The sequence below is a fragment of the Candidatus Thiopontia autotrophica genome (assembly GCA_014384675.1).
GTDB lineage: Bacteria > Pseudomonadota > Gammaproteobacteria.
In genome coordinates this window covers 45,108-62,306 of sequence record JACNFK010000015.1, presented here as the reverse complement: position 1 = coordinate 62,306, position 17,199 = coordinate 45,108, and the positions used below count along the sequence as shown (strand labels likewise).

General features: G+C 47.7%; 18 protein-coding genes. 9 read left to right on the top strand and 9 right to left on the bottom strand.

The features are described from left to right. Positions 1 to 345 (top strand): GTPase, encoded by a 345-nt coding sequence (locus tag H8D24_01580; GenBank protein ID MBC8519087.1) that lies wholly within the window; start codon positions 1 to 3, stop codon positions 343 to 345. 3 nt (positions 346 to 348) lie between these two features. On the opposite strand, the gene uvrA is transcribed toward H8D24_01580, so the two are convergent. Further along, a complete protein-coding gene (gene uvrA, locus H8D24_01575; GenBank protein ID MBC8519086.1) occupies positions 349 to 3,168 on the bottom strand; it encodes an excinuclease ABC subunit UvrA in 2,820 nt (939 codons plus the stop codon). A 168-nt stretch (positions 3,169 to 3,336) separates the two neighbouring features. On the opposite strand from uvrA, the gene H8D24_01570 reads away from it, so the two are divergent. Beyond that, positions 3,337 to 4,719 (top strand): MFS transporter, encoded by a 1,383-nt coding sequence (locus tag H8D24_01570; protein ID MBC8519085.1) that lies wholly within the window; start codon positions 3,337 to 3,339, stop codon positions 4,717 to 4,719. A gap of 57 nt (positions 4,720 to 4,776) precedes the next feature. Next, positions 4,777 to 5,226, top strand: a complete 450-nt coding sequence (gene ssb / locus H8D24_01565) for a single-stranded DNA-binding protein (protein MBC8519084.1) — start codon at positions 4,777 to 4,779, stop codon at positions 5,224 to 5,226. Here the strand turns inward: ssb and moeA are convergent. The 3 genes from moeA to mobA are packed head-to-tail and all read right to left on the bottom strand — an operon-like array spanning position 5,223 to position 7,581. After that, positions 5,223 to 6,449: a molybdopterin molybdotransferase MoeA gene (gene moeA / locus H8D24_01560; GenBank protein MBC8519083.1), complete on the bottom strand. Its 1,227-nt coding sequence runs from the start codon at positions 6,447 to 6,449 to the stop codon at positions 5,223 to 5,225. The genes ssb and moeA overlap by 4 nt on opposite strands. Then, on the bottom strand, positions 6,446 to 6,994 hold the full coding sequence (gene mobB / locus H8D24_01555; protein ID MBC8519082.1) for a molybdopterin-guanine dinucleotide biosynthesis protein B: 549 nt from the start codon (positions 6,992 to 6,994) through the stop codon (positions 6,446 to 6,448). Before mobB ends, moeA begins: the two co-directional genes overlap by 4 nt. Positions 6,995 to 6,996: 2 nt before the next feature. After that, positions 6,997 to 7,581, bottom strand: a complete 585-nt coding sequence (gene mobA / locus H8D24_01550) for a molybdenum cofactor guanylyltransferase (protein MBC8519081.1) — start codon at positions 7,579 to 7,581, stop codon at positions 6,997 to 6,999. An 83-nt stretch (positions 7,582 to 7,664) separates the two neighbouring features. On the opposite strand from mobA, the gene H8D24_01545 reads away from it, so the two are divergent. Continuing rightward, a complete protein-coding gene (locus tag H8D24_01545; GenBank protein ID MBC8519080.1) occupies positions 7,665 to 8,123 on the top strand; it encodes a DUF2939 domain-containing protein in 459 nt (152 codons plus the stop codon). A 56-nt stretch (positions 8,124 to 8,179) separates the two neighbouring features. On the opposite strand, the gene H8D24_01540 is transcribed toward H8D24_01545, so the two are convergent. After that, the gene (locus tag H8D24_01540) at positions 8,180 to 8,722 is read right to left on the bottom strand and encodes a DUF523 domain-containing protein (protein MBC8519079.1); all 543 of its coding nucleotides are present in this window, start codon (positions 8,720 to 8,722) and stop codon (positions 8,180 to 8,182) included. A 5-nt stretch (positions 8,723 to 8,727) separates the two neighbouring features. Then, positions 8,728 to 9,711, bottom strand: coding sequence for a ferrochelatase (hemH, locus tag H8D24_01535; protein ID MBC8519078.1), 984 nt, complete (start codon positions 9,709 to 9,711; stop codon positions 8,728 to 8,730). 79 nt (positions 9,712 to 9,790) lie between these two features. Here hemH and H8D24_01530 point away from each other — a divergent pair, with 79 nt between their 5' ends. Further along, entirely contained in the window at positions 9,791 to 11,458 is a 1,668-nt protein-coding gene (locus tag H8D24_01530) for an NAD+ synthase (protein MBC8519077.1), read from the top strand. Between the two features lie 23 nt (positions 11,459 to 11,481). Here H8D24_01530 and H8D24_01525 read toward each other — a convergent pair whose 3' ends face one another. Then, the gene (locus H8D24_01525; GenBank protein MBC8519076.1) at positions 11,482 to 12,240 is read right to left on the bottom strand and encodes an outer membrane protein assembly factor BamD; all 759 of its coding nucleotides are present in this window, start codon (positions 12,238 to 12,240) and stop codon (positions 11,482 to 11,484) included. A gap of 49 nt (positions 12,241 to 12,289) precedes the next feature. Here H8D24_01525 and rluD point away from each other — a divergent pair, with 49 nt between their 5' ends. From rluD to def, 4 genes are read left to right on the top strand one after another with little or no spacing between them, the layout of a single operon-like run. Next, positions 12,290 to 13,270: a 23S rRNA pseudouridine(1911/1915/1917) synthase RluD gene (gene rluD, locus H8D24_01520; GenBank protein MBC8519075.1), complete on the top strand. Its 981-nt coding sequence runs from the start codon at positions 12,290 to 12,292 to the stop codon at positions 13,268 to 13,270. A 2-nt stretch (positions 13,271 to 13,272) separates the two neighbouring features. After that, entirely contained in the window at positions 13,273 to 13,974 is a 702-nt protein-coding gene (gene pgeF, locus H8D24_01515; protein MBC8519074.1) for a peptidoglycan editing factor PgeF, read from the top strand. A gap of 11 nt (positions 13,975 to 13,985) precedes the next feature. After that, positions 13,986 to 14,504, top strand: a complete 519-nt coding sequence (locus H8D24_01510; protein MBC8519073.1) for an amino acid-binding protein — start codon at positions 13,986 to 13,988, stop codon at positions 14,502 to 14,504. Continuing rightward, a complete protein-coding gene (gene def, locus H8D24_01505) occupies positions 14,497 to 15,012 on the top strand; it encodes a peptide deformylase (GenBank protein MBC8519072.1) in 516 nt (171 codons plus the stop codon). Before H8D24_01510 ends, def begins: the two co-directional genes overlap by 8 nt. On the opposite strand, the gene H8D24_01500 is transcribed toward def, so the two are convergent. After that, positions 15,009 to 15,857, bottom strand: a complete 849-nt coding sequence (locus H8D24_01500; GenBank protein MBC8519071.1) for a carboxylating nicotinate-nucleotide diphosphorylase — start codon at positions 15,855 to 15,857, stop codon at positions 15,009 to 15,011. The two genes, def and H8D24_01500, sit on opposite strands and share 4 nt — an antisense overlap. Beyond that, positions 15,844 to 17,142, bottom strand: coding sequence for a type II/IV secretion system protein (locus H8D24_01495; GenBank protein MBC8519070.1), 1,299 nt, complete (start codon positions 17,140 to 17,142; stop codon positions 15,844 to 15,846). The genes H8D24_01500 and H8D24_01495 overlap by 14 nt, the downstream gene beginning before the upstream one ends. Positions 17,143 to 17,199: the final 57 nt, after the last annotated feature.

Below are 17,199 nucleotides of genomic sequence, written 5' to 3'. Positions count from 1 at the left end.
ATGCAGGTGATATTTGTCTATAACGCGGATAGTGGGAAACTTAACACCATCTTCGATACCGCACACAAGATAGTAAGCCCATCAACATATCAGTGTTCACTATGTTCCCTAACCTATGGGGCATTTAGTGAAAAGGGTGAATGGGCAAAATTCAGAGAGTCCTCAAACGCCAACCTTGAGTTTCTTCACAAGGATGAATTTGAGAAGAGGTTCACCGAGCAATATGAATACCCGGTAGTTCTTGATACAACAGACGGGATGAAAGTTCTCTTCTCAAAAGATCAGCTGGACAAGTTTGAGAGTGTCGAGGAGTTGATATCTGCCATCAAGGAGGCTGTGGGGTAGTGCTTAAAGGTGTTCCCGCAGATATCTTCCAGTATGTGACCACGCCTCATTTGCCACCTGTTCAGGCGTACCACAGGCGACAATCTCACCGCCACCATCACCACCTTCAGGGCCGAGGTCAATAATCCAGTCTGCAGTCTTGATAACATCAAGGTTGTGTTCAATCACCACAACTGTATTGCCGTGGTCGCGCAGTCGGTGGAGTACCTGTAGTAACTGTTCGATATCATGAAAGTGAAGCCCTGTTGTAGGCTCATCAAGAATGTATAGAGTTTGCCCAGTGTCTCGTTTGGAGAGCTCACGTGAGAGTTTGATTCTCTGAGCCTCTCCACCTGAGAGGGTTGTGGCGTTTTGCCCAAGACGAATATAACTCAGCCCAACATCAATAAGTGTCTGCAGTTTTTTGGCAATTGTTGGAACAGGATCAAAGAAGGTTCTAGCCTCTTCAACGGTCATCTCCAGCACTTCATGGATGTTTTTGCCTTTATATTTTATTTCCAGAGTCTCCCGGTTGTATCTTTTCCCTTTGCAGACGTCGCATGGGACATAAATATCGGCAAGAAAGTGCATCTCTACCCTGATAACTCCATCTCCCTGGCATGCCTCACAGCGTCCGCCCTTTACATTAAAAGAGAATCTGCCCGGGGTGTAACCACGAGAACGAGACTCCTCTGTGCCAGAGAAGAGGTCACGAATTGGGGTAAAGAGACCTGTGTAGGTTGCTGGGTTTGATCGTGGTGTACGTCCAATTGGGCTCTGATCAATATTGACAACCTTGTCAAAGAGCTCCAGACCATCAATGTGTTCATGGGGTGCAGGATCCTCTTTTGCACGATTCAGGTGCTGTGCGGTTGCGCGGTAGAGAGTATCGTTGATCAGGGTCGATTTGCCGGATCCGGACACTCCAGTAATGCAGACCATGAGACCTGCAGGTATGGAAAGAGTTATATTTTTTAGATTGTTGCCGCTGGCCTTGTGAATGACTAGCTGTCTATCTCTGAATGCAGTTACCCGCTGTTTTGGTAGTCTGATTGAGCGTGATCCAGAGAGGTACTGTCCAGTGAGTGAGTTTGGATTGTTCATGACATCATCTGGGGTTCCCTGGGCCACAATCTGTCCACCATGAGTGCCGGCACCTGGTCCAATATCAACCACAAAGTCAGCCGTCTTGATGGCCTCCTCATCATGTTCAACCACAATAACGGTGTTGCCAAGGTCGCGCAGACGAATCAGAGTGTCGAGGAGCCTTTGGTTGTCTCGCTGATGCAGGCCGATGGATGGCTCATCCAGTACATACATGACTCCAACCAGTCCAGCACCGATCTGGCTGGCAAGGCGTATTCGTTGGGATTCGCCACCAGAGAGGGTATCCGCACTTCTCTCCAGAGAGAGGTAGTTGAGGCCAACATTAACCAGAAACCCAAGGCGTTGTGAAATCTCTTTAACGATCTTGGAGGCAACCTCTCCTCGCCATCCGGTCAGTTTCAGTTGGTTAAAGAAGTTGGCACTATCTTCAACAGAGAATCGACTTATCTCATGCAGGGGGTGTCCGTCAATAAATACGTGCCTTGCCTCCTCCCGTAGGCGGCTCCCGTTACACTCTGGGCAGGGGCGGCTGTTTATATATTTTGAGAGGTCATCACGTACCGAGTTTGAATCAGTCTCATGGTAGCGTCGTTCCATGTTCGGGATAATGCCTTCAAATGGGTGCTCTTTGCGGGTAACACCACCACGGCTGTTAAAGTAGCTGAACTCAACTGTTTCATCACCGGATCCATATAGAACAATCTTTACTACATCTTTCGGGAGTTGGTTAAATGGGGTCTCCAGATCAAACTTATAATGGTCGGAGAGGGATCTTAGGGTCTGGTGATACCATGCATTTCTTCTGTCCCATCCTCTAATTGCACCACCTGACAGAGGGAGTTCAGGATGGGTGACTATTCTCTCGGGATCAAGATATTGCTGAATGCCAAGCCCCTCACAACTTGGACATGCACCTACAGGGTTATTGAATGAGAAGAGACGTGGTTCTAGCTCTTCCAGGCTATAGCCACACTCTGGACAGCTATAGTGAGCAGAGAAAGAGAGCAGAGTGGTTTCCGGCTTGTCCATAAGGGAGACTGATGCAAGACCATCGGAGAGAGCAATGGCAGTTTCCAGTGACTCAGCCAGGCGTTGACGGATATCGGGTCGTACCTTCAGGCGATCTATAACAATCTCTATGGTATGTCTCTTTTTTCCATCAAGAGCGGGCATCTGGTCCAGATCGTGGATTACACCATCAACCACGGCCCTTAAAAAACCGTGGGCACGCTGCTCCTCGATAAGTTGTTGATGTTCACCCTTCCGCCCTCTAACCAGTGGAGCCAGCAGGACTATTTTGCTGCCCTCAGGAAGATTAAGAACCTGATCAACCATCTGGCTGATTGGTTGTGCCTCCAGTACAGTATCGTGTTGTGGGCAGTGGGGAGTGCCGACACGAGCATATAGCAAACGCAGATAGTCATGGATCTCAGTTACTGTTCCAACTGTGGATCGGGGGTTGTGTGAGGTTGATTTCTGTTCAATTGATATCGCTGGTGAGAGCCCCTCTATATGGTCTACGTCTGGTTTCTCCATAACCGAGAGGAACTGTCTGGCGTAGGCAGATAGGGACTCAACATAGCGACGCTGACCTTCGGCATAGATGGTGTCGAAGGCAAGAGATGATTTGCCAGATCCTGATAGCCCGGTCAGAACAATCAGCTTTTCTCGAGGGAGATCGAGATCAATATTCTTTAGGTTGTGGGTTCGAGCCCCGCGAATAATAATCTTGTCCATGGTCTATTGTAGATATGACTTTTTGTCAGCGGAAAACCTGATAATATAGCTCAACTTTTATTTTGGCTCGACCTATTATTGCTATTTGACTGAAATTGGTTGATCTGGAGTGGAAGATAGGTAGAACAACAAAAAGATGTTATCAAGGAAGAGTTACCGGAGGTCTGGATGAAGAAAGGTGAGGGAGAGGGAATGTTGCCAGTTGAGCGCAGAGCAGCTGGATCATTGGCAGGAATTTTCTCGATGCGAATGCTGGGACTATTTATGTTGCTGCCGGTACTTTCGCTATATACGGAGGAGTTTGAGGGGGCTACCCCAATGTTGATGGGGGTTGCGCTTGGAGTTTATGGCCTGACCCAGGCACTACTACAGATTCCATTTGGGATGCTCTCCGACAGATTTGGCAGAAAACGTATTATCGCCATGGGGTTGATGCTGTTTGCGGTTGGAAGTGTGGTTGCTGCCATGGCAACAACCATCGAGGGAGTTATCATAGGGCGTGCGATTCAGGGGTCTGGTGCTATTGCCGCTGCTACCATGGCACTATTGGCAGACCTGACTCGTGAAGAGTTCAGGACAAGGGCCATGGCTACTTTTGGGATGAGTATTGGTGCCTCATTTACGGCAGCAATTATTCTTGGACCCGTCATCAGTGGCTGGGTAGGTGTATCAGGAATCTTCTGGATTACTGCGCTATTGGCAGTCTTTGGGTTGGTAATGCTGTTTCGTATTGTTCCGACCCCAACTCATAGCCATATGCATCATGACGCAGAGGCGGATCCGGCACAATTTGGGGCAGTGCTTGGTGACTCACAACTTCTTCGCCTTAATTTTGGCATATTTGTACTTCACTTGATTCTGACAGCTATATTTGTGGTCATACCTATCGGTTTGAGAGATGGTGGTATGGCTCCGCAGGATCACTGGATGGTCTATCTGGGCGCGGTTCTAGTGGCAGTGATGATCATGATACCAATGATTATTCAGGCAGAGAAAAAGGGCAGAATGAAAGAGGTCTTCTCTATCGCCATTGGGCTGGTGGCAATATCACAGTTCGGTTTATGGCAGATGTCTGATTCACTGTGGGGAATTATTATCTTTATGGTCATCTTTTTTGGAGGGTTTAATCTCTTGGAGGCAACTCTGCCTTCACTTATCTCAAAGATGGCACCGGCAGACAAAAAGGGTACAGCAATGGGGGTCTATTCAAGCTCCCAGTTTTTTGGTGCCTTTATGGGGGGTATTCTGGGCGGGTGGATTCTTGGTTGGTCCGATGGTGTAGAGATTGCGCCGGTTTTCCTTGCTTCTGGTGGATTGGCCTTGTTATGGCTGGTAGTGGCTAGCAGTATGGAACGTCCCAAGTCAGTAAAGACACAGCTTTTACGGGTAGGGGAGATTGATCAACTACAGGCATCAATACTGGCACAACAGCTATTAGGTATTCCCGGGGTTAGTGAGGCCGTGGTAATTGCCGAAGATGAAGTTGCCTATCTCAAGGTGGATGAGAAAATTTTGGATAGAAAATCACTGGAACCGTTTGCTCCAGCATGAGACCATGAACGGATCGGAAATTGTATTGTGTTAATGGACTAAAGAGGGAAGAGGAAGATGGCAAGAGGAGTCAATAAGGTAATTTTGGTGGGTAATTTGGGGCAGGATCCGGATGTGCGTTATACCGCTGATGGACGAGCTATTGCGAATATATCCATCGCCACAACAGATAGCTGGAAAGACAAGAATACCGGGGAGCAGCAGGATCGTACAGAGTGGCATCGTGTTGTCTTCTTTAATCGATTGGCTGAAATTGTATCTGAGTACCTCAAGAAGGGTGCGCAGGTCTATGTTGAGGGTCGTCTACAGACCCGCAAGTGGCAGGACAAGGATGGTAATGACCGTTATACGACGGAGATCGTAGCTAGTGAGATGCAGATGTTGGGCGGCCGTAGTGGAGGCACTGCTGACTTCGGTGGCAGCTCTGGTGGTGGACAGCAGCAACAGGCTCCAGCGGCGGCTACAGCTCCAACCATGAATGATCTGGATGACGATATACCGTTCTAAAGGAATGGCTCTACCTCAACCCACTCTCCTGCTTCTACACCACTATTCTCTTCAGGCAGCACAATGAAGCAGTCGGCAATGCTCATTGAACGTAGAATATGTGAGCCTTGAGGGCCGGCACCACGCACTACGGTCTCGCCGTTATCCCCTTTTTCCAGGATGCCACGCTGGAACTCCAGTCGACCTGGGCGTTTTTTCAGCTTATTACTACAGCGTAGCGGGATGCGGAATGGGGTAGCACGCTCTTTTCCGGCCAGGTGGTTAAGTGCAGGACGGACAAATTGGAGGAATGTGACCATTGCTGATACCGGATTGCCAGGCAGACCAAAGAACCATGCATTGTTCAGCTTTCCAAAGGCGAGTGGTTTCCCCGGTTTCATTGCGATACGCCAGAAATTAACCTCTCCCAATCTGTCAAGAGTCTCTTTTACGAAGTCGGCCTCACCAACAGAGACACCACCAGAGGTTATGACTACATCGGCCTGAGCGGCAGCATCCTGAAAGGCCTGTTCGATCAATTCACGCTCATCACGAATAATTCCAAGATCAATTAGCTCAACCCCAAGCTCACGGAGCATGCTGAATACGGTATAGCGATTACTGTCGTAGATCTGCCCATCCCCTAATGGTTCACCAGCAGAGCAGAGCTCATCACCGGTGGAAAAGAAGGCTACCCTGATTCTCTTTTTGACCTGGACCTCGCCATAACCAAGTGATGCAATCATCCCCAGTTCTGCAGCCCCCAGTCTCTTTCCCGGATGGAGCACTGTCTCGCCAGTTCTCATATCCTCACCAGCCATACGGACATTCTCTCCCGGAGTGTGGTTGTCCTCGCTGGAGAAGGTTACCTGTTCATCTTCCCTGGTGGCCTTTTCCTGCATGATGACAGTGTCAGCACCATCAGGGATCTTGGCACCAGTCATGATTCTGACAGATTGCCCTCTCTGCATGACTCCATCAAAGGGGGTGCCGGCGAATGATGAACCAATCACCTCAAGCGTAACTGTACCGTTATCTGGCAGGTCGGCCCCCTGAATTGCATAACCATCCATAGCCGAATTGTTATAGGACGGAACATTAATTGGAGAAACTATCTCTTCTCCCAGGGTGCGGCCAAATGCTGTCATTACCTCAACTGTCTCAATATCTTCAGTTGGGTTAATTTCCTGGAAGATCTTTTCCAGTGCCTCGTTGACGGGCAAGAGTCCTTTCTTGGGTGTCATGTTGTCTGTTTCCTGTGAAGTACGTTGGTTTCTATAAAGTCTGCTATCTGTTCACTATTATCCAGATCTAGCCTCGGGATTGAAGGGTTCATCTGTTCGTTATTACTTATGGCGATAGCAATTATTTGGCTGTCATCTGGATACAGTAGTGGCTTGCCGGTGACAGAGCGGTGCAGTTCTATTCGAGGGATTGGTTCATGCTTAAATCCTTCAATCAGAATTAGATCAATATTGTCATGATCAAGTTTTGGCAATAGCTGCTTAAGATCAGGCTCAGTTGCATCTCCGCTATTTTCATTTATTAAGGCCCAGCGTCTGGATGATGCAACCAATACCTGACTGGCACCAGATTTTCTCAATTTATAGCTATCCTTTCCGGGCTGGTCGATATCAAATTCATGGTGAGTATGTTTGATTGCAGCGACATGTACTCCTCTTGCTACCAGGATTGGAATAATCTGCTTCAACAGGGTGGTTTTTCCTGTTCCACTCCATGCGGCAAATCCCAGTAGTGGTGTTGGAGAATTTAATGTTTTTGAGTTCACAGCTAATCCTGCAGTTGTTGCTCTATGGCAGACTGCTCTTCAGGTGTATTGATGTTTGAGAACAGCATGGTGGAGTTGAAATTGCAGATTGCCGGATTCAATGATTCAAGCCATCTGTATACCCTGCGCTCATTATCTGCTAGCCGCTCTTTGATTGAGTCGATAATATGGTGAGAAGCAAGAAAACAGAGTTGCTGCATCCTCTCTCCATCATGGGCTACAGCAATCGGTGAATCTGTCTGTTGCAGAGATTCATACAGCCTCTCGACCAGATCAGCTGGAATCAGAGGGGTATCACATGGAGTGACCAGAATGAGAGGTGTGTCGGTGATCTCAATGGCACTGGCAATTCCGGCAAGTGGACCATCAAATTTGTCGTTGTAATCAGATATTACTGGGTACCCAAATGCCTCATAGTACCGTTGATTGCGGTTTGCACTAATGATCATGGTCCCTACCTGCGGAGTCAGACGTTCTATAACGTGTTGCACCATAGGCTTGCCGTTGATAGTGGTAAGACCCTTATCATCTCCCCCCATACGTGTGGCTCTGCCGCCAGCCAGTATGATTCCGGTAATTCCTTTCATCGCGCGCGAGTATATACTGTGGTAAGGTTAATAACTAAAATAATTAAGATAAGAATTATACATCTACCGAGGAGTTAATGATCATGCGTTGGATCGTACGATTACTTTTTCTTGCCGTTATCCTTTACGGTATTTTGCCATACTATAGTCTCTATCGATTTGATCATGCATTGGTTGCCAATGATGTGTCCCAGCTTGGTAAATACATTGATCTGCAACAGGTGCAGGAGAACTACAAGAGAGTCCTCCGGATCGAGAGTAGAGATCATAATGAGGGGCTAGCCTCAAGAATGCTTCGTGATGGAGCAAACTCCATGAGCGCCTATACCGTAGATCAGGCGGTAACTATAGAGTGGATCAGACATCGACTCTCTGGAGCAAATCGGGGAGAAACCGGTGTCTCAATATACGATACTCTTGATCATGCCTTCTTTGATTCACCAAACCAGTTTTTAGTGAGATTAGGTGATCTGGGTGATGATCCAACTGTATTGATAATGAAGCGACATGGGATGGTTTGGCGTCTTAGCGAACTCTATTAGTAGGGAATCTCTGCAAAATCTTTGGTAGTCATAGCCGGGCTCGAGCGTGCTACAGATTAATGGCTGCCAGAGCCGGTGGAACGCTTAATATATCTGAAAACAGCGTCTCTGAACTCCTGAATAGCCTCATCCGAGTTTAGTTGTTTTGGAGTTGAGACAGGAAGGTCAGGATGTCGTGATCTTATAAATGTAGTAAAAACTCCGTTATCCTGGTTGAGTTCAGATCCTGATGGTGAAAACAGAGGAGTATCTCCAACCCCGCAACTTGGAGAGCGGTTCTGGAGAATGGCTCCGCTCAAGGTGGTGTTGGCCTCATCAAATCTTCTGAAAAATCTATGTAGTTGTGAGGTGATATCCACTGTTTGATCATCTCGGCCTCTGACATAAATAATACCATTGCCATCTTTGACTAACTGTACTGGTGGGCGCGGTATCGACAGTCCAGCCTCAACCTCGGGGCATACTGGAAGTATGGAAAACAGACCGGCTATCTCCTCTATAAGCTTCTGTGATTTTTTGTCCTTGCCATCATATCGTACGGGATCTCCAAGAAGGCAGCGGCTTACGGCAACAACAGGCATAGAGTCATGGTTATGCATGTCGTCTATACCCTGTTCTCTCCCCAGTTAGCCAAAAGGATATCTGTCAGCGCATCAATATGGTCATGACGATTATTCAAGGCTGGAATATATTGATAACTCTCTCCACCAGAACCGATAAACAGATCTCTGTCCTGCATGGCAATCTCCTCAAGAGTCTCTACGCAGTCGGCAGAGAATCCTGGACAGATAATATCGATCTTGTTGATGCCCTCAACGGGAAGAAGCCTCAGGGTCTCTTCAGTATATGGTTTTAGCCACTCCTCTTTGCCAAAGCGTGATTGGAATACAACCTGTAGTTGTCCATCTCTCAACCCAAGTTTTTTGTTCAGGGCAATGGCAGTGGCATTGCATTGATCACGATAGGGGTCTCCGGCATCGTGGTAGCGTTGTGGCAATCCATGAAAAGAGAGCAGTATACGTTCTGCACGCCCACCCTCTTTCCACTTGTCATTGATGGAGTTTGCCAGGGCCTCAATATACCCAGGATTATTGTGATAGTTATTGATGAAGGTTAAATCTGGAATGTTCCGCCACTGTTGCAATGCTTGAGAGACAGCATCAAAGGTTGATCCAGTAGTGGCGGCCGAATATTGGGGAAACAGGGGGAGGATGATGATCTTGCTGACCTCCTGTTGACGCAGGCTCTCCAGTGCTGATGATATTGACGGGTTGCCATACCGCATTCCCAGAGCAACAGGTACTTTGTATCCAAGTTTGTCTGCCAACCTCTTCTCTATAGCCTCTCTCTGGCGTTTAGAGATAACCAGTAGTGGCCCGCCATTTTCTGTCCATACTTTCTGATATGCTTTCGCTACCCGTTTGGGGCGAACTCTGAGGATAATTCCATGTAAAATCAGCCACCACTTCAGACGAGGCATATCCACAACACGGCGATCCCACAGAAATTCTGCAAGATAACGTCTGAGAGATGCTGGTGTTGCATCATCAGGGGTCCCCAAGTTTGTAATAAGTACGCCAGTGGTCATATATTTCTTCTGTGTCAGTTAGTGGAGTATTGTTACAATTTTGTCACCGAACTGCCATGAATAATCGTTGTAAGAGAGAATGAGCATAGAATCGATCAAAAATAGCCAAAACCTGGTAATTGCGCTGGCACAAACCAATCCGCATGTTGGAGCATTGCAGAAAAACATTGACCAGATGGTTGAGTTTGCAAAACATGCAAAGAGAGAGGGGGCAGATATCGTTCTATTTCCGGAGCTCTCTCTGACGGGATATCCGCCAGAGGATCTGTTGTTGCGTCCGGGATTTCTGCAACAGGTTGAGGATGGAATGCAACAGCTGGTAGAGGCGGCGGATGAGATCAGCCTGGTGGTTGGGCACCCGCTGCGGGACAGAAGTGGTCTGCTGTATAACGCTGCTACGTTATTGCGTGGACAAAAGATTGAGATGAGCTACTGTAAGCAGGAGCTGCCCAACTACGGGGTGTTTGATGAGAAACGTTACTTTGCTCGGGGGGATGCCCCTGTTCTGTTTGAACATAAGGGTAAAAGTATTGCTATAACGATATGTGAGGATCTGTGGCACCAAAAGGTTATGCAGCAGATTTCCAATGCGGGAGCTGATCTGGTCCTTAATCTGAATGCATCCCCATACCATGCAGGCAAGAGAGGAGATCGTGAGGAGATTATCCGCAAGAGGATTGGGGAGAGTGGAATTCCGGTGGTTTATGTCAATCAGGTTGGAGGTCAGGATGAGTTGATCTTTGATGGAGGCTCCTTTGTGATGAATGGCGAGGGAGAGAAGATCGTCTGTGGGGAGTTTTTTACAGAGGGTCTCTATATCTATGATAGTGCGGAGGAGTATTTATGTCTTAGTGCACACTCTGTGGATGACCCAGAAGGTGATCAGGAGTTGTCCGAGATATATCAGGCGTTGATACTGGCAGTAAAAGATTATGTGGGAAAGAATGGTTTTCCCGGGGTGGTTCTCGGACTGTCTGGTGGCATTGATTCGGCATTGACTCTCGCTATTGCGGTGGATGCACTTGGCGCTGACAATGTGGAGGGGGTGGCTATGCCATCTCGTTACAGCGCACAAATGAGTGTTGAGGATGCAGAGATAGAGGCAAATGTACTTGGGATTGATTTTCGGATTATTCCCATAAAGCAGACCTTTGATGCATTTATGGATACCTTGAGTGATGAGTTTGATGGATATGGGGTGGATGCCACAGAGGAAAATATTCAGGCCAGATGTCGGGGCGTGATTCTGATGGCTATTGCCAACAAGAAAAATCGAATGTTACTGACAACCGGAAACAAGAGTGAGATGTCGGTCGGTTATGCCACTCTGTATGGGGATATGGCAGGAGGATTTGCTCCCCTCAAAGACATATCCAAGTTGTTGGTCTATCGGTTGGCAGAGTGGAGAAATCGACAGGCCAAAGAGCGTGGACAAGATGAGGTTATTCCACAGCGTGTGATTGACAGGCCGCCATCAGCTGAGCTGGCACCAGACCAGAAAGATTCAGACTCGCTACCACCATATGAGATCCTTGATCAGATTCTTGAGCGTTATATAGAGCAGGAGCAGTGTGCAGAAGAGATCATTGATGCCGGTTTCGGTTCTGAAGTAGTCAACCGCATAATTGGGATGGTCAATGGTAATGAGTACAAGAGACGACAGGCGCCTCCAGGGGCAAAGATTACAACCAGGGCATTTGGACGAGATCGTCGTTACCCCATAACATCAGGGTTTCGCTCTCGTTAGCTGTGCTTGACTCTGTAAATCGGTTACTCCGGATAATTTGCAGCATAAACCCGTTCAGTATCTGCCGCCAGATCCTCCATTCCCATCTTGTGGTAGATATCAACCAACAGGAGTAGAGCATCTCTTACCACAGGAGTTTTCTGGAAGTTCTCAATAACGTAATTTGCACGTTTTGAGGCTGCAACATAGGCCTCTCGATCCATATAAAATTTGGCAACATGTAGCTCATGCTCTGCCAGTTTGTTGCGGGTAAAGAGCATTCTCTTTCTCGCGTCTTCACTGTACTTGCTCTGAGGAAAGCGTGTCACCAGTTTAGAGAAGTAGTGAAATGCCTCGCGCATCGCCTTGGGGTCTCGTGTTGCTGGGTCAGTTAGGGCAATATCTGACAACATTGTTCTCCCTTCATCGTAATTTACCAGGCCACGCATATAGTAGACATAGTCAACACTGGGGTGACGGGGATGCTGTTTTATAAAACGGTCAGCAGCAGCTATAGCCGATGCAGACTCATCCCACTTGTAATATGCGTAGATGGTCTCGATTTGAGCCTGCATAGCATGTTTGTCGTAGGGGAAACGGGCCTGCAGCTTCTCAAAATACTCGATTGCCTTCTCGTAGCCTCCACTTGTCATCGCTTCGTGCGCCTCAAAGTAGAATCTGTTGGCAGACCAGTCCTCTGTAACATCAATTTGCTCAGGAAGAAGAGAGCAGCCAGACAAACCTGAAGCAAGGATGGAAACCAGTAGAAGGATGGAGGAGAATGGAGCCTGTTTACGAATCATGGTTATAGTAAAAAAATAGTAGGAAAGGACGAAGGGTAGCGAAAAGAATATGGATCCGCAACAAAACTCAAATGGGTCTGATCAGTATCATACCACCATCCCGGAGGAGCTTTCTGGTAAACGGTTTGATGTTGCTCTGGCGACGCTCTTTCCGGAATTCTCCAGAAGTAGATTGCAGTCCTGGATACGTTCTGGTGATGCTTTGATTGATGGTGAGAAGAGACGTCCAAGAGACTCGGTGGCTACCGGGGAAGAGGTTAGGCTACAGGCTGAGAGAGAGGAGGAGGTACAGTGGGTAGCTGAACCAATCCCACTGAATATTCTGCATGAAGACGATTCAATCATCTTTGTTGATAAACCTGCAGGGATGGTGGTTCATCCGGCAGTAGGAAATTGGGGGGGAACTCTGGTTAACGCTCTTTTACACCATGATAAAACCCTTGCGGAGGTTCCACGAGCAGGCATTGTCCATCGTCTGGATAAAGATACCAGTGGAGTTCTGGTGGTTGCCAAAACATTGGAGGCACATACCGATTTGGTGAGACAGCTACAGGAGAGGTCCATGAGTCGAGAATATCAGGCTATCTGCAAGGGAGTGATGACCGCTGGCGGAACAGTTGATGCTCCAATTGGCAGGCATCGTGTGGATCGCAAGAAGATGGCTGTGGTCGAGAATGGTAAACCTGCAGTAACCCACTACAGGGTAATGGAGAAATTTCGTTCACATACCCATGTCAGACTTTCCCTGGAGACAGGGAGAACTCATCAGATTCGTGTTCATATGGAGCACATCCGTTTTGCCCTGTTGGGAGATCCTGTCTATGGTCACCGTCTTCAGATCCCTGCAGGTAGCTCTGAAGAGATGAGTGAGACCCTTCGTGTATTCAAGAGACAGGCTCTGCATGCGGCTCGTTTGGGTTTGAGGCATCCACTGTCAGGAGAGTTGATTGAGTTTGAGGCTCCCCTGCCTGAGGATATGGTGAATATAATTGATATTCTTCGTGAGGATAGAGAGATCAACTCCCAGTGACGATTGTTGATGTAGAGCCAGATTGGCCAGCTCCAGATGGAGTTAGAGCAGTGACAACCACACGCAAGAGCGGCAATCTGGCAACTCATGTAGGGGATAATCCGGTTGCGGTAAAGAAGAACAGAGAAAATCTACAAAATCGACTTGGATTGCCGCATGATCCTTGGTGGTTGAATCAGGTTCACAAAACAGCAGTTGTAGAATTGCCTGCAGAGAGCCAGATAGCAGAGGCGGATGGTTCCTGGACCTCCATGAGAGGAGTTGTATGTGCTGTTCTTACAGCCGATTGCATGCCAATTATTGTCACCAACAGACTGGGGGATAGAATCGCAGCTATTCATGCAGGATGGAGAGGGTTGGCTGCCGGGATTATTGAGCAGGGTGTTTCAAAGTTCCAGAATGATGGTGATGAGCTAATGGTGTGGCTTGGACCGTCAATCGGACAGCACTCCTATGAGATTGGTGATGAGGTTAGGGAGATATTTTGTCGGCATAGTGAGGAGGCTGAGGAGATGTTTGTGCCATCAGATGGTGGAAGATGGCTGGCATCAATGACCGGTCTTGCTCGTCAGCAGCTTCAACAGCTTGGCATATATTCGGTTTATGGTGGCGAGTGGGATACATTCACAGATAGTGAGCGGTTCTTCTCCTATCGAAGAGATGAAAATACAGGACGGTTGGCAACACTGATATGGCTGGAGTAGGGGAAGAGAGTATGAAAAATTGGTACATGATGGCGTTGGTAGGAAAGGATCAGCCAGGAATTGTGGCTCAGATTACAGAGGCACTGTTCAAGGCTGGGGGGTCTCTTGGTGAGACCTCAATGATGCGGCTTGGCAGTAACTTCACCATCATGATGATGGTAGAGATGGATGGCGATGAGAAACAGCTGTGTCAAACTGTGCATCCGGTAACCGAGGAGCTGGGGCTTCATCTGCATGTTGACAAGATAGAGCCAGGATTGCATCAGCACTCAATTCCAGATCTTCGGGTGGTGGTTTATGGTGCTGATCGTCCAGGTATTGTGGCCCAAGTGACAGGGGTATTGGCAGAGTCCGGTTTTGATATTACAGATCTGGATTCACAGGTTGGGGGTGCTGCAGAAAAGCCAATCTATATTCTTATGATTGAAGGGATAGCAGGTGCTGGCGTGGATGCTGTCCATCGGGCCCTGGAGCCTCTGTCTGAATCAATTGATTTTCGTGTGGAAGAGATTGAGACCTTGATTGGTTGATATGGAGATTTTGACCTATCCCGATAGCCGTCTGAAGCAGGAGTGTGAGGCGGTTGACTCTTTTGATGAGGAGTTGGCCCGGTTTATAACAGAGCTTGATACCTTCATGCGTAGCCAGCCTGGAGGTATTGGTATTGCCGCTCCTCAAGTGGGGAGGTTACAGAGAATATGTATTGTGGATCTGACTGGAATGACCAGAGGAAAAAAGAAGAGACCTGTTCCCAACCAGGGGAGGATGGTGCTTGTAAATCCAGAGATTACCGAGTGGGATGGTTTTGAGCTTGGGCGTGAGGGCTGTATGTCTGTACCTGACTATACGGGCAATGTGATTCGTGCCACTCAGATAAAATTTGCCGCACAGGATGAATCTGGCGAACTTCATGAATATGAGAGTGAAGGCTATGAGGCCAGGGCAATCCAGCATGAAGTGGATCATCTGGATGGGATGCTGTTTCTGGACAGGCTGGTCAGCCGTAGAACTGATCTGTTTCAGAGAAAAAAACGTTAGGATAATCCGGAGTCTATCGATAATCTCATGGATAGATCAATAGCGTGGACATGTTTTGTGAGTGCTCCTATAGATATATAGTCAACGCCGGTGTCGGCAATATCCTTTAACTGCTCCAGAGAGACATTTCCTGAAACCTCCAGTAGTGCACGACCACTGTTTAGTGATACGGCCTCTCTCATCTGTTGCAGAGAAAAATTATCCAGCATGATGACATCACTCTCAGCAGCAACAGCCTCATTCAGTTCATTAATTGATTCAACCTCGACCTCAATCTTCTCGTTGCTGGAGATTTCTCGCGCACGCTCTACAGCACTCTTGATTGAGCCACAGGCGGCAATATGGTTCTCTTTTATCAGAAAGGCATCATAGAGACCCATTCTGTGATTGGTACCTCCGCCACAATGCACAGCATATTTCTGCGCTTCTCTCATCCCGGGAATGGTCTTTCTGGTATCAAGGATCTCTGCATGGCTCTCTGCTATCTGTTCGGTGTATTGTCTGGTGATGGTTGCCGTGGCAGAGAGTGTCTGCAGAAAATTCATTGCAGTACGCTCTGCAGTTAATAGTGCTCGGGCAGAGCCTTGTATGGTTACTAGAATCTGATTGGCAGAGACAGCTGCTCCATCCTCCATATTCCACGTTAGCAATATGGATGGGTCAAGCTGATGAAAGCTTTCATCAACCCACTCTCTACCACATAGCACCATATCATCTCTGGTAAGAATGGTTGCAGTTGCCATGGTCTTTTCAGGTATTAATTGAGCTGTAACGTCTCCTGATTGAATATCCTCCTCAAGGGCATTGGAGACTGCACGGTAAATGGATTGGTCAGGATGGTTCATGATAATTGCTCTCTTGAGCGGTTGTGATTTTTTGGTCAATAAGTTCTGTAGCGTGGAGCTCCATTGAAACCATACCATTTTCCAGGGCAGTGGCACGAATCTCGTCTGCAGTAATGCCATCTCTGATCTGTTCTCGAATCAGGGAGTTCACTTTGATCAGTTCATAAATAGGGGTTCTTCCATAAAATCCACTTCTGTTGCAGTGGTGACAATGCGCTCTGTCTGGAGATTCTCCATGGCATTGGTCACATAGTTTTCTGACTAATCTTTGAGAGAGGACACCAATCAGGGTGTCCTTGAGCATATAAGGCTCCATACCCATCTCCAGCAGCCTTGTTATGGCACTGGGGGCATCTCTGGTGTGAAGTGTGCTCAGCACAAGATGTCCTGTATATGCACTCTGCAGGGCAATTTTAGCGGTCTCTTGATCTCGAATCTCACCAATGAGGATTACATCGGGGTCATGGCGCAGGATATGCCGCAGATTTTTTGCAAAAGTATTGTTGGCAACCTCATTGACCTCAATCTGTCTCACCCGATCCATGCGGTATTCTACTGGGTCCTCAATACTTATGATATTGAGAGCACGTTCCCGCAGGGTATCCATGGCAGCATACATGGTGGTGGATTTTCCGGACCCTGTTGGTCCAGTGATCAGGATCAAACCATTCTTCTGTTGCAGCATTCTGCGAAAGAGCTGTTCATCACCAAACCTGAAGCCAATATCGGATATTTTTCGTAGCCCTGTTTTGGGGTCCAAAATGCGAATGACTACACTCTCGCCCTCCAGGGTGGGAACAGTGGATATACGCAGATCTACCCCCCTGTTATTAACCGAGAGATGATACGCCCCGTCCTGTGGCAGGCGATGTTCGGCAATATCCATATTGCCAAGAATTTTTATGCGGCTAACGATGGCAGAATAGTGGTTACGATTGATACGGTGTGCAAGTTGCATGGAGCCATCTACCCGGTAACGGACTTCAACTACTGTTTGCAGTGGTTTGAGGTGTATATCAGAGGCGCGTTTTTCAATGGCCTCCACAATCATCTCTCTAACCAGAGCAATGATCTTTTTACCCTGTATGTTTTTTTCCGTTTGATGTTCTTTTGATGAGTCCACAGAAAGCTGGTGCAGGCTTCCAGTTGGCAAAAATAGATGAACCCCGTTATGTGACTCTCCTACATCATATAGATGGTCTCCAGACGAATCAGATTTGTAATGCTCGGCAGAAGAGCTCAGGGTTGAGCCATCACTAAATCGCAGATGAAATGAGACTGTCATCTCCCCCGGGCATGGTTGATGATGATAAAGGTGACTTATTGAGTGGAAATCGAGCTG

Excerpts from the sequence above, each read along its gene's own strand:
- H8D24_01580 (MBC8519087.1), top strand. The coding sequence starts at position 1 with ATGCAGGTGATATTTGTCTATAACGCGGATAGTGGGAAACTTAACACC.
- uvrA (MBC8519086.1), bottom strand. The coding sequence starts at position 3,168 with ATGGACAAGATTATTATTCGCGGGGCTCGAACCCACAACCTAAAGAAT.
- H8D24_01570 (MBC8519085.1), top strand. The coding sequence starts at position 3,337 with ATGAAGAAAGGTGAGGGAGAGGGAATGTTGCCAGTTGAGCGCAGAGCA.
- ssb (MBC8519084.1), top strand. The coding sequence starts at position 4,777 with ATGGCAAGAGGAGTCAATAAGGTAATTTTGGTGGGTAATTTGGGGCAG.
- moeA (MBC8519083.1), bottom strand. The coding sequence starts at position 6,449 with ATGACACCCAAGAAAGGACTCTTGCCCGTCAACGAGGCACTGGAAAAG.
- mobA (MBC8519081.1), bottom strand. The coding sequence starts at position 7,581 with ATGAAAGGAATTACCGGAATCATACTGGCTGGCGGCAGAGCCACACGT.
- H8D24_01545 (MBC8519080.1), top strand. The coding sequence starts at position 7,665 with ATGCGTTGGATCGTACGATTACTTTTTCTTGCCGTTATCCTTTACGGT.
- H8D24_01540 (MBC8519079.1), bottom strand. The coding sequence starts at position 8,722 with ATGCATAACCATGACTCTATGCCTGTTGTTGCCGTAAGCCGCTGCCTT.
- hemH (MBC8519078.1), bottom strand. The coding sequence starts at position 9,711 with ATGACCACTGGCGTACTTATTACAAACTTGGGGACCCCTGATGATGCA.
- H8D24_01530 (MBC8519077.1), top strand. The coding sequence starts at position 9,791 with ATGAGCATAGAATCGATCAAAAATAGCCAAAACCTGGTAATTGCGCTG.
- H8D24_01525 (MBC8519076.1), bottom strand. The coding sequence starts at position 12,240 with ATGATTCGTAAACAGGCTCCATTCTCCTCCATCCTTCTACTGGTTTCC.
- rluD (MBC8519075.1), top strand. The coding sequence starts at position 12,290 with ATGGATCCGCAACAAAACTCAAATGGGTCTGATCAGTATCATACCACC.
- H8D24_01510 (MBC8519073.1), top strand. The coding sequence starts at position 13,986 with ATGAAAAATTGGTACATGATGGCGTTGGTAGGAAAGGATCAGCCAGGA.
- H8D24_01500 (MBC8519071.1), bottom strand. The coding sequence starts at position 15,857 with ATGAACCATCCTGACCAATCCATTTACCGTGCAGTCTCCAATGCCCTT.
- H8D24_01495 (MBC8519070.1), bottom strand. The coding sequence starts at position 17,142 with ATGACAGTCTCATTTCATCTGCGATTTAGTGATGGCTCAACCCTGAGC.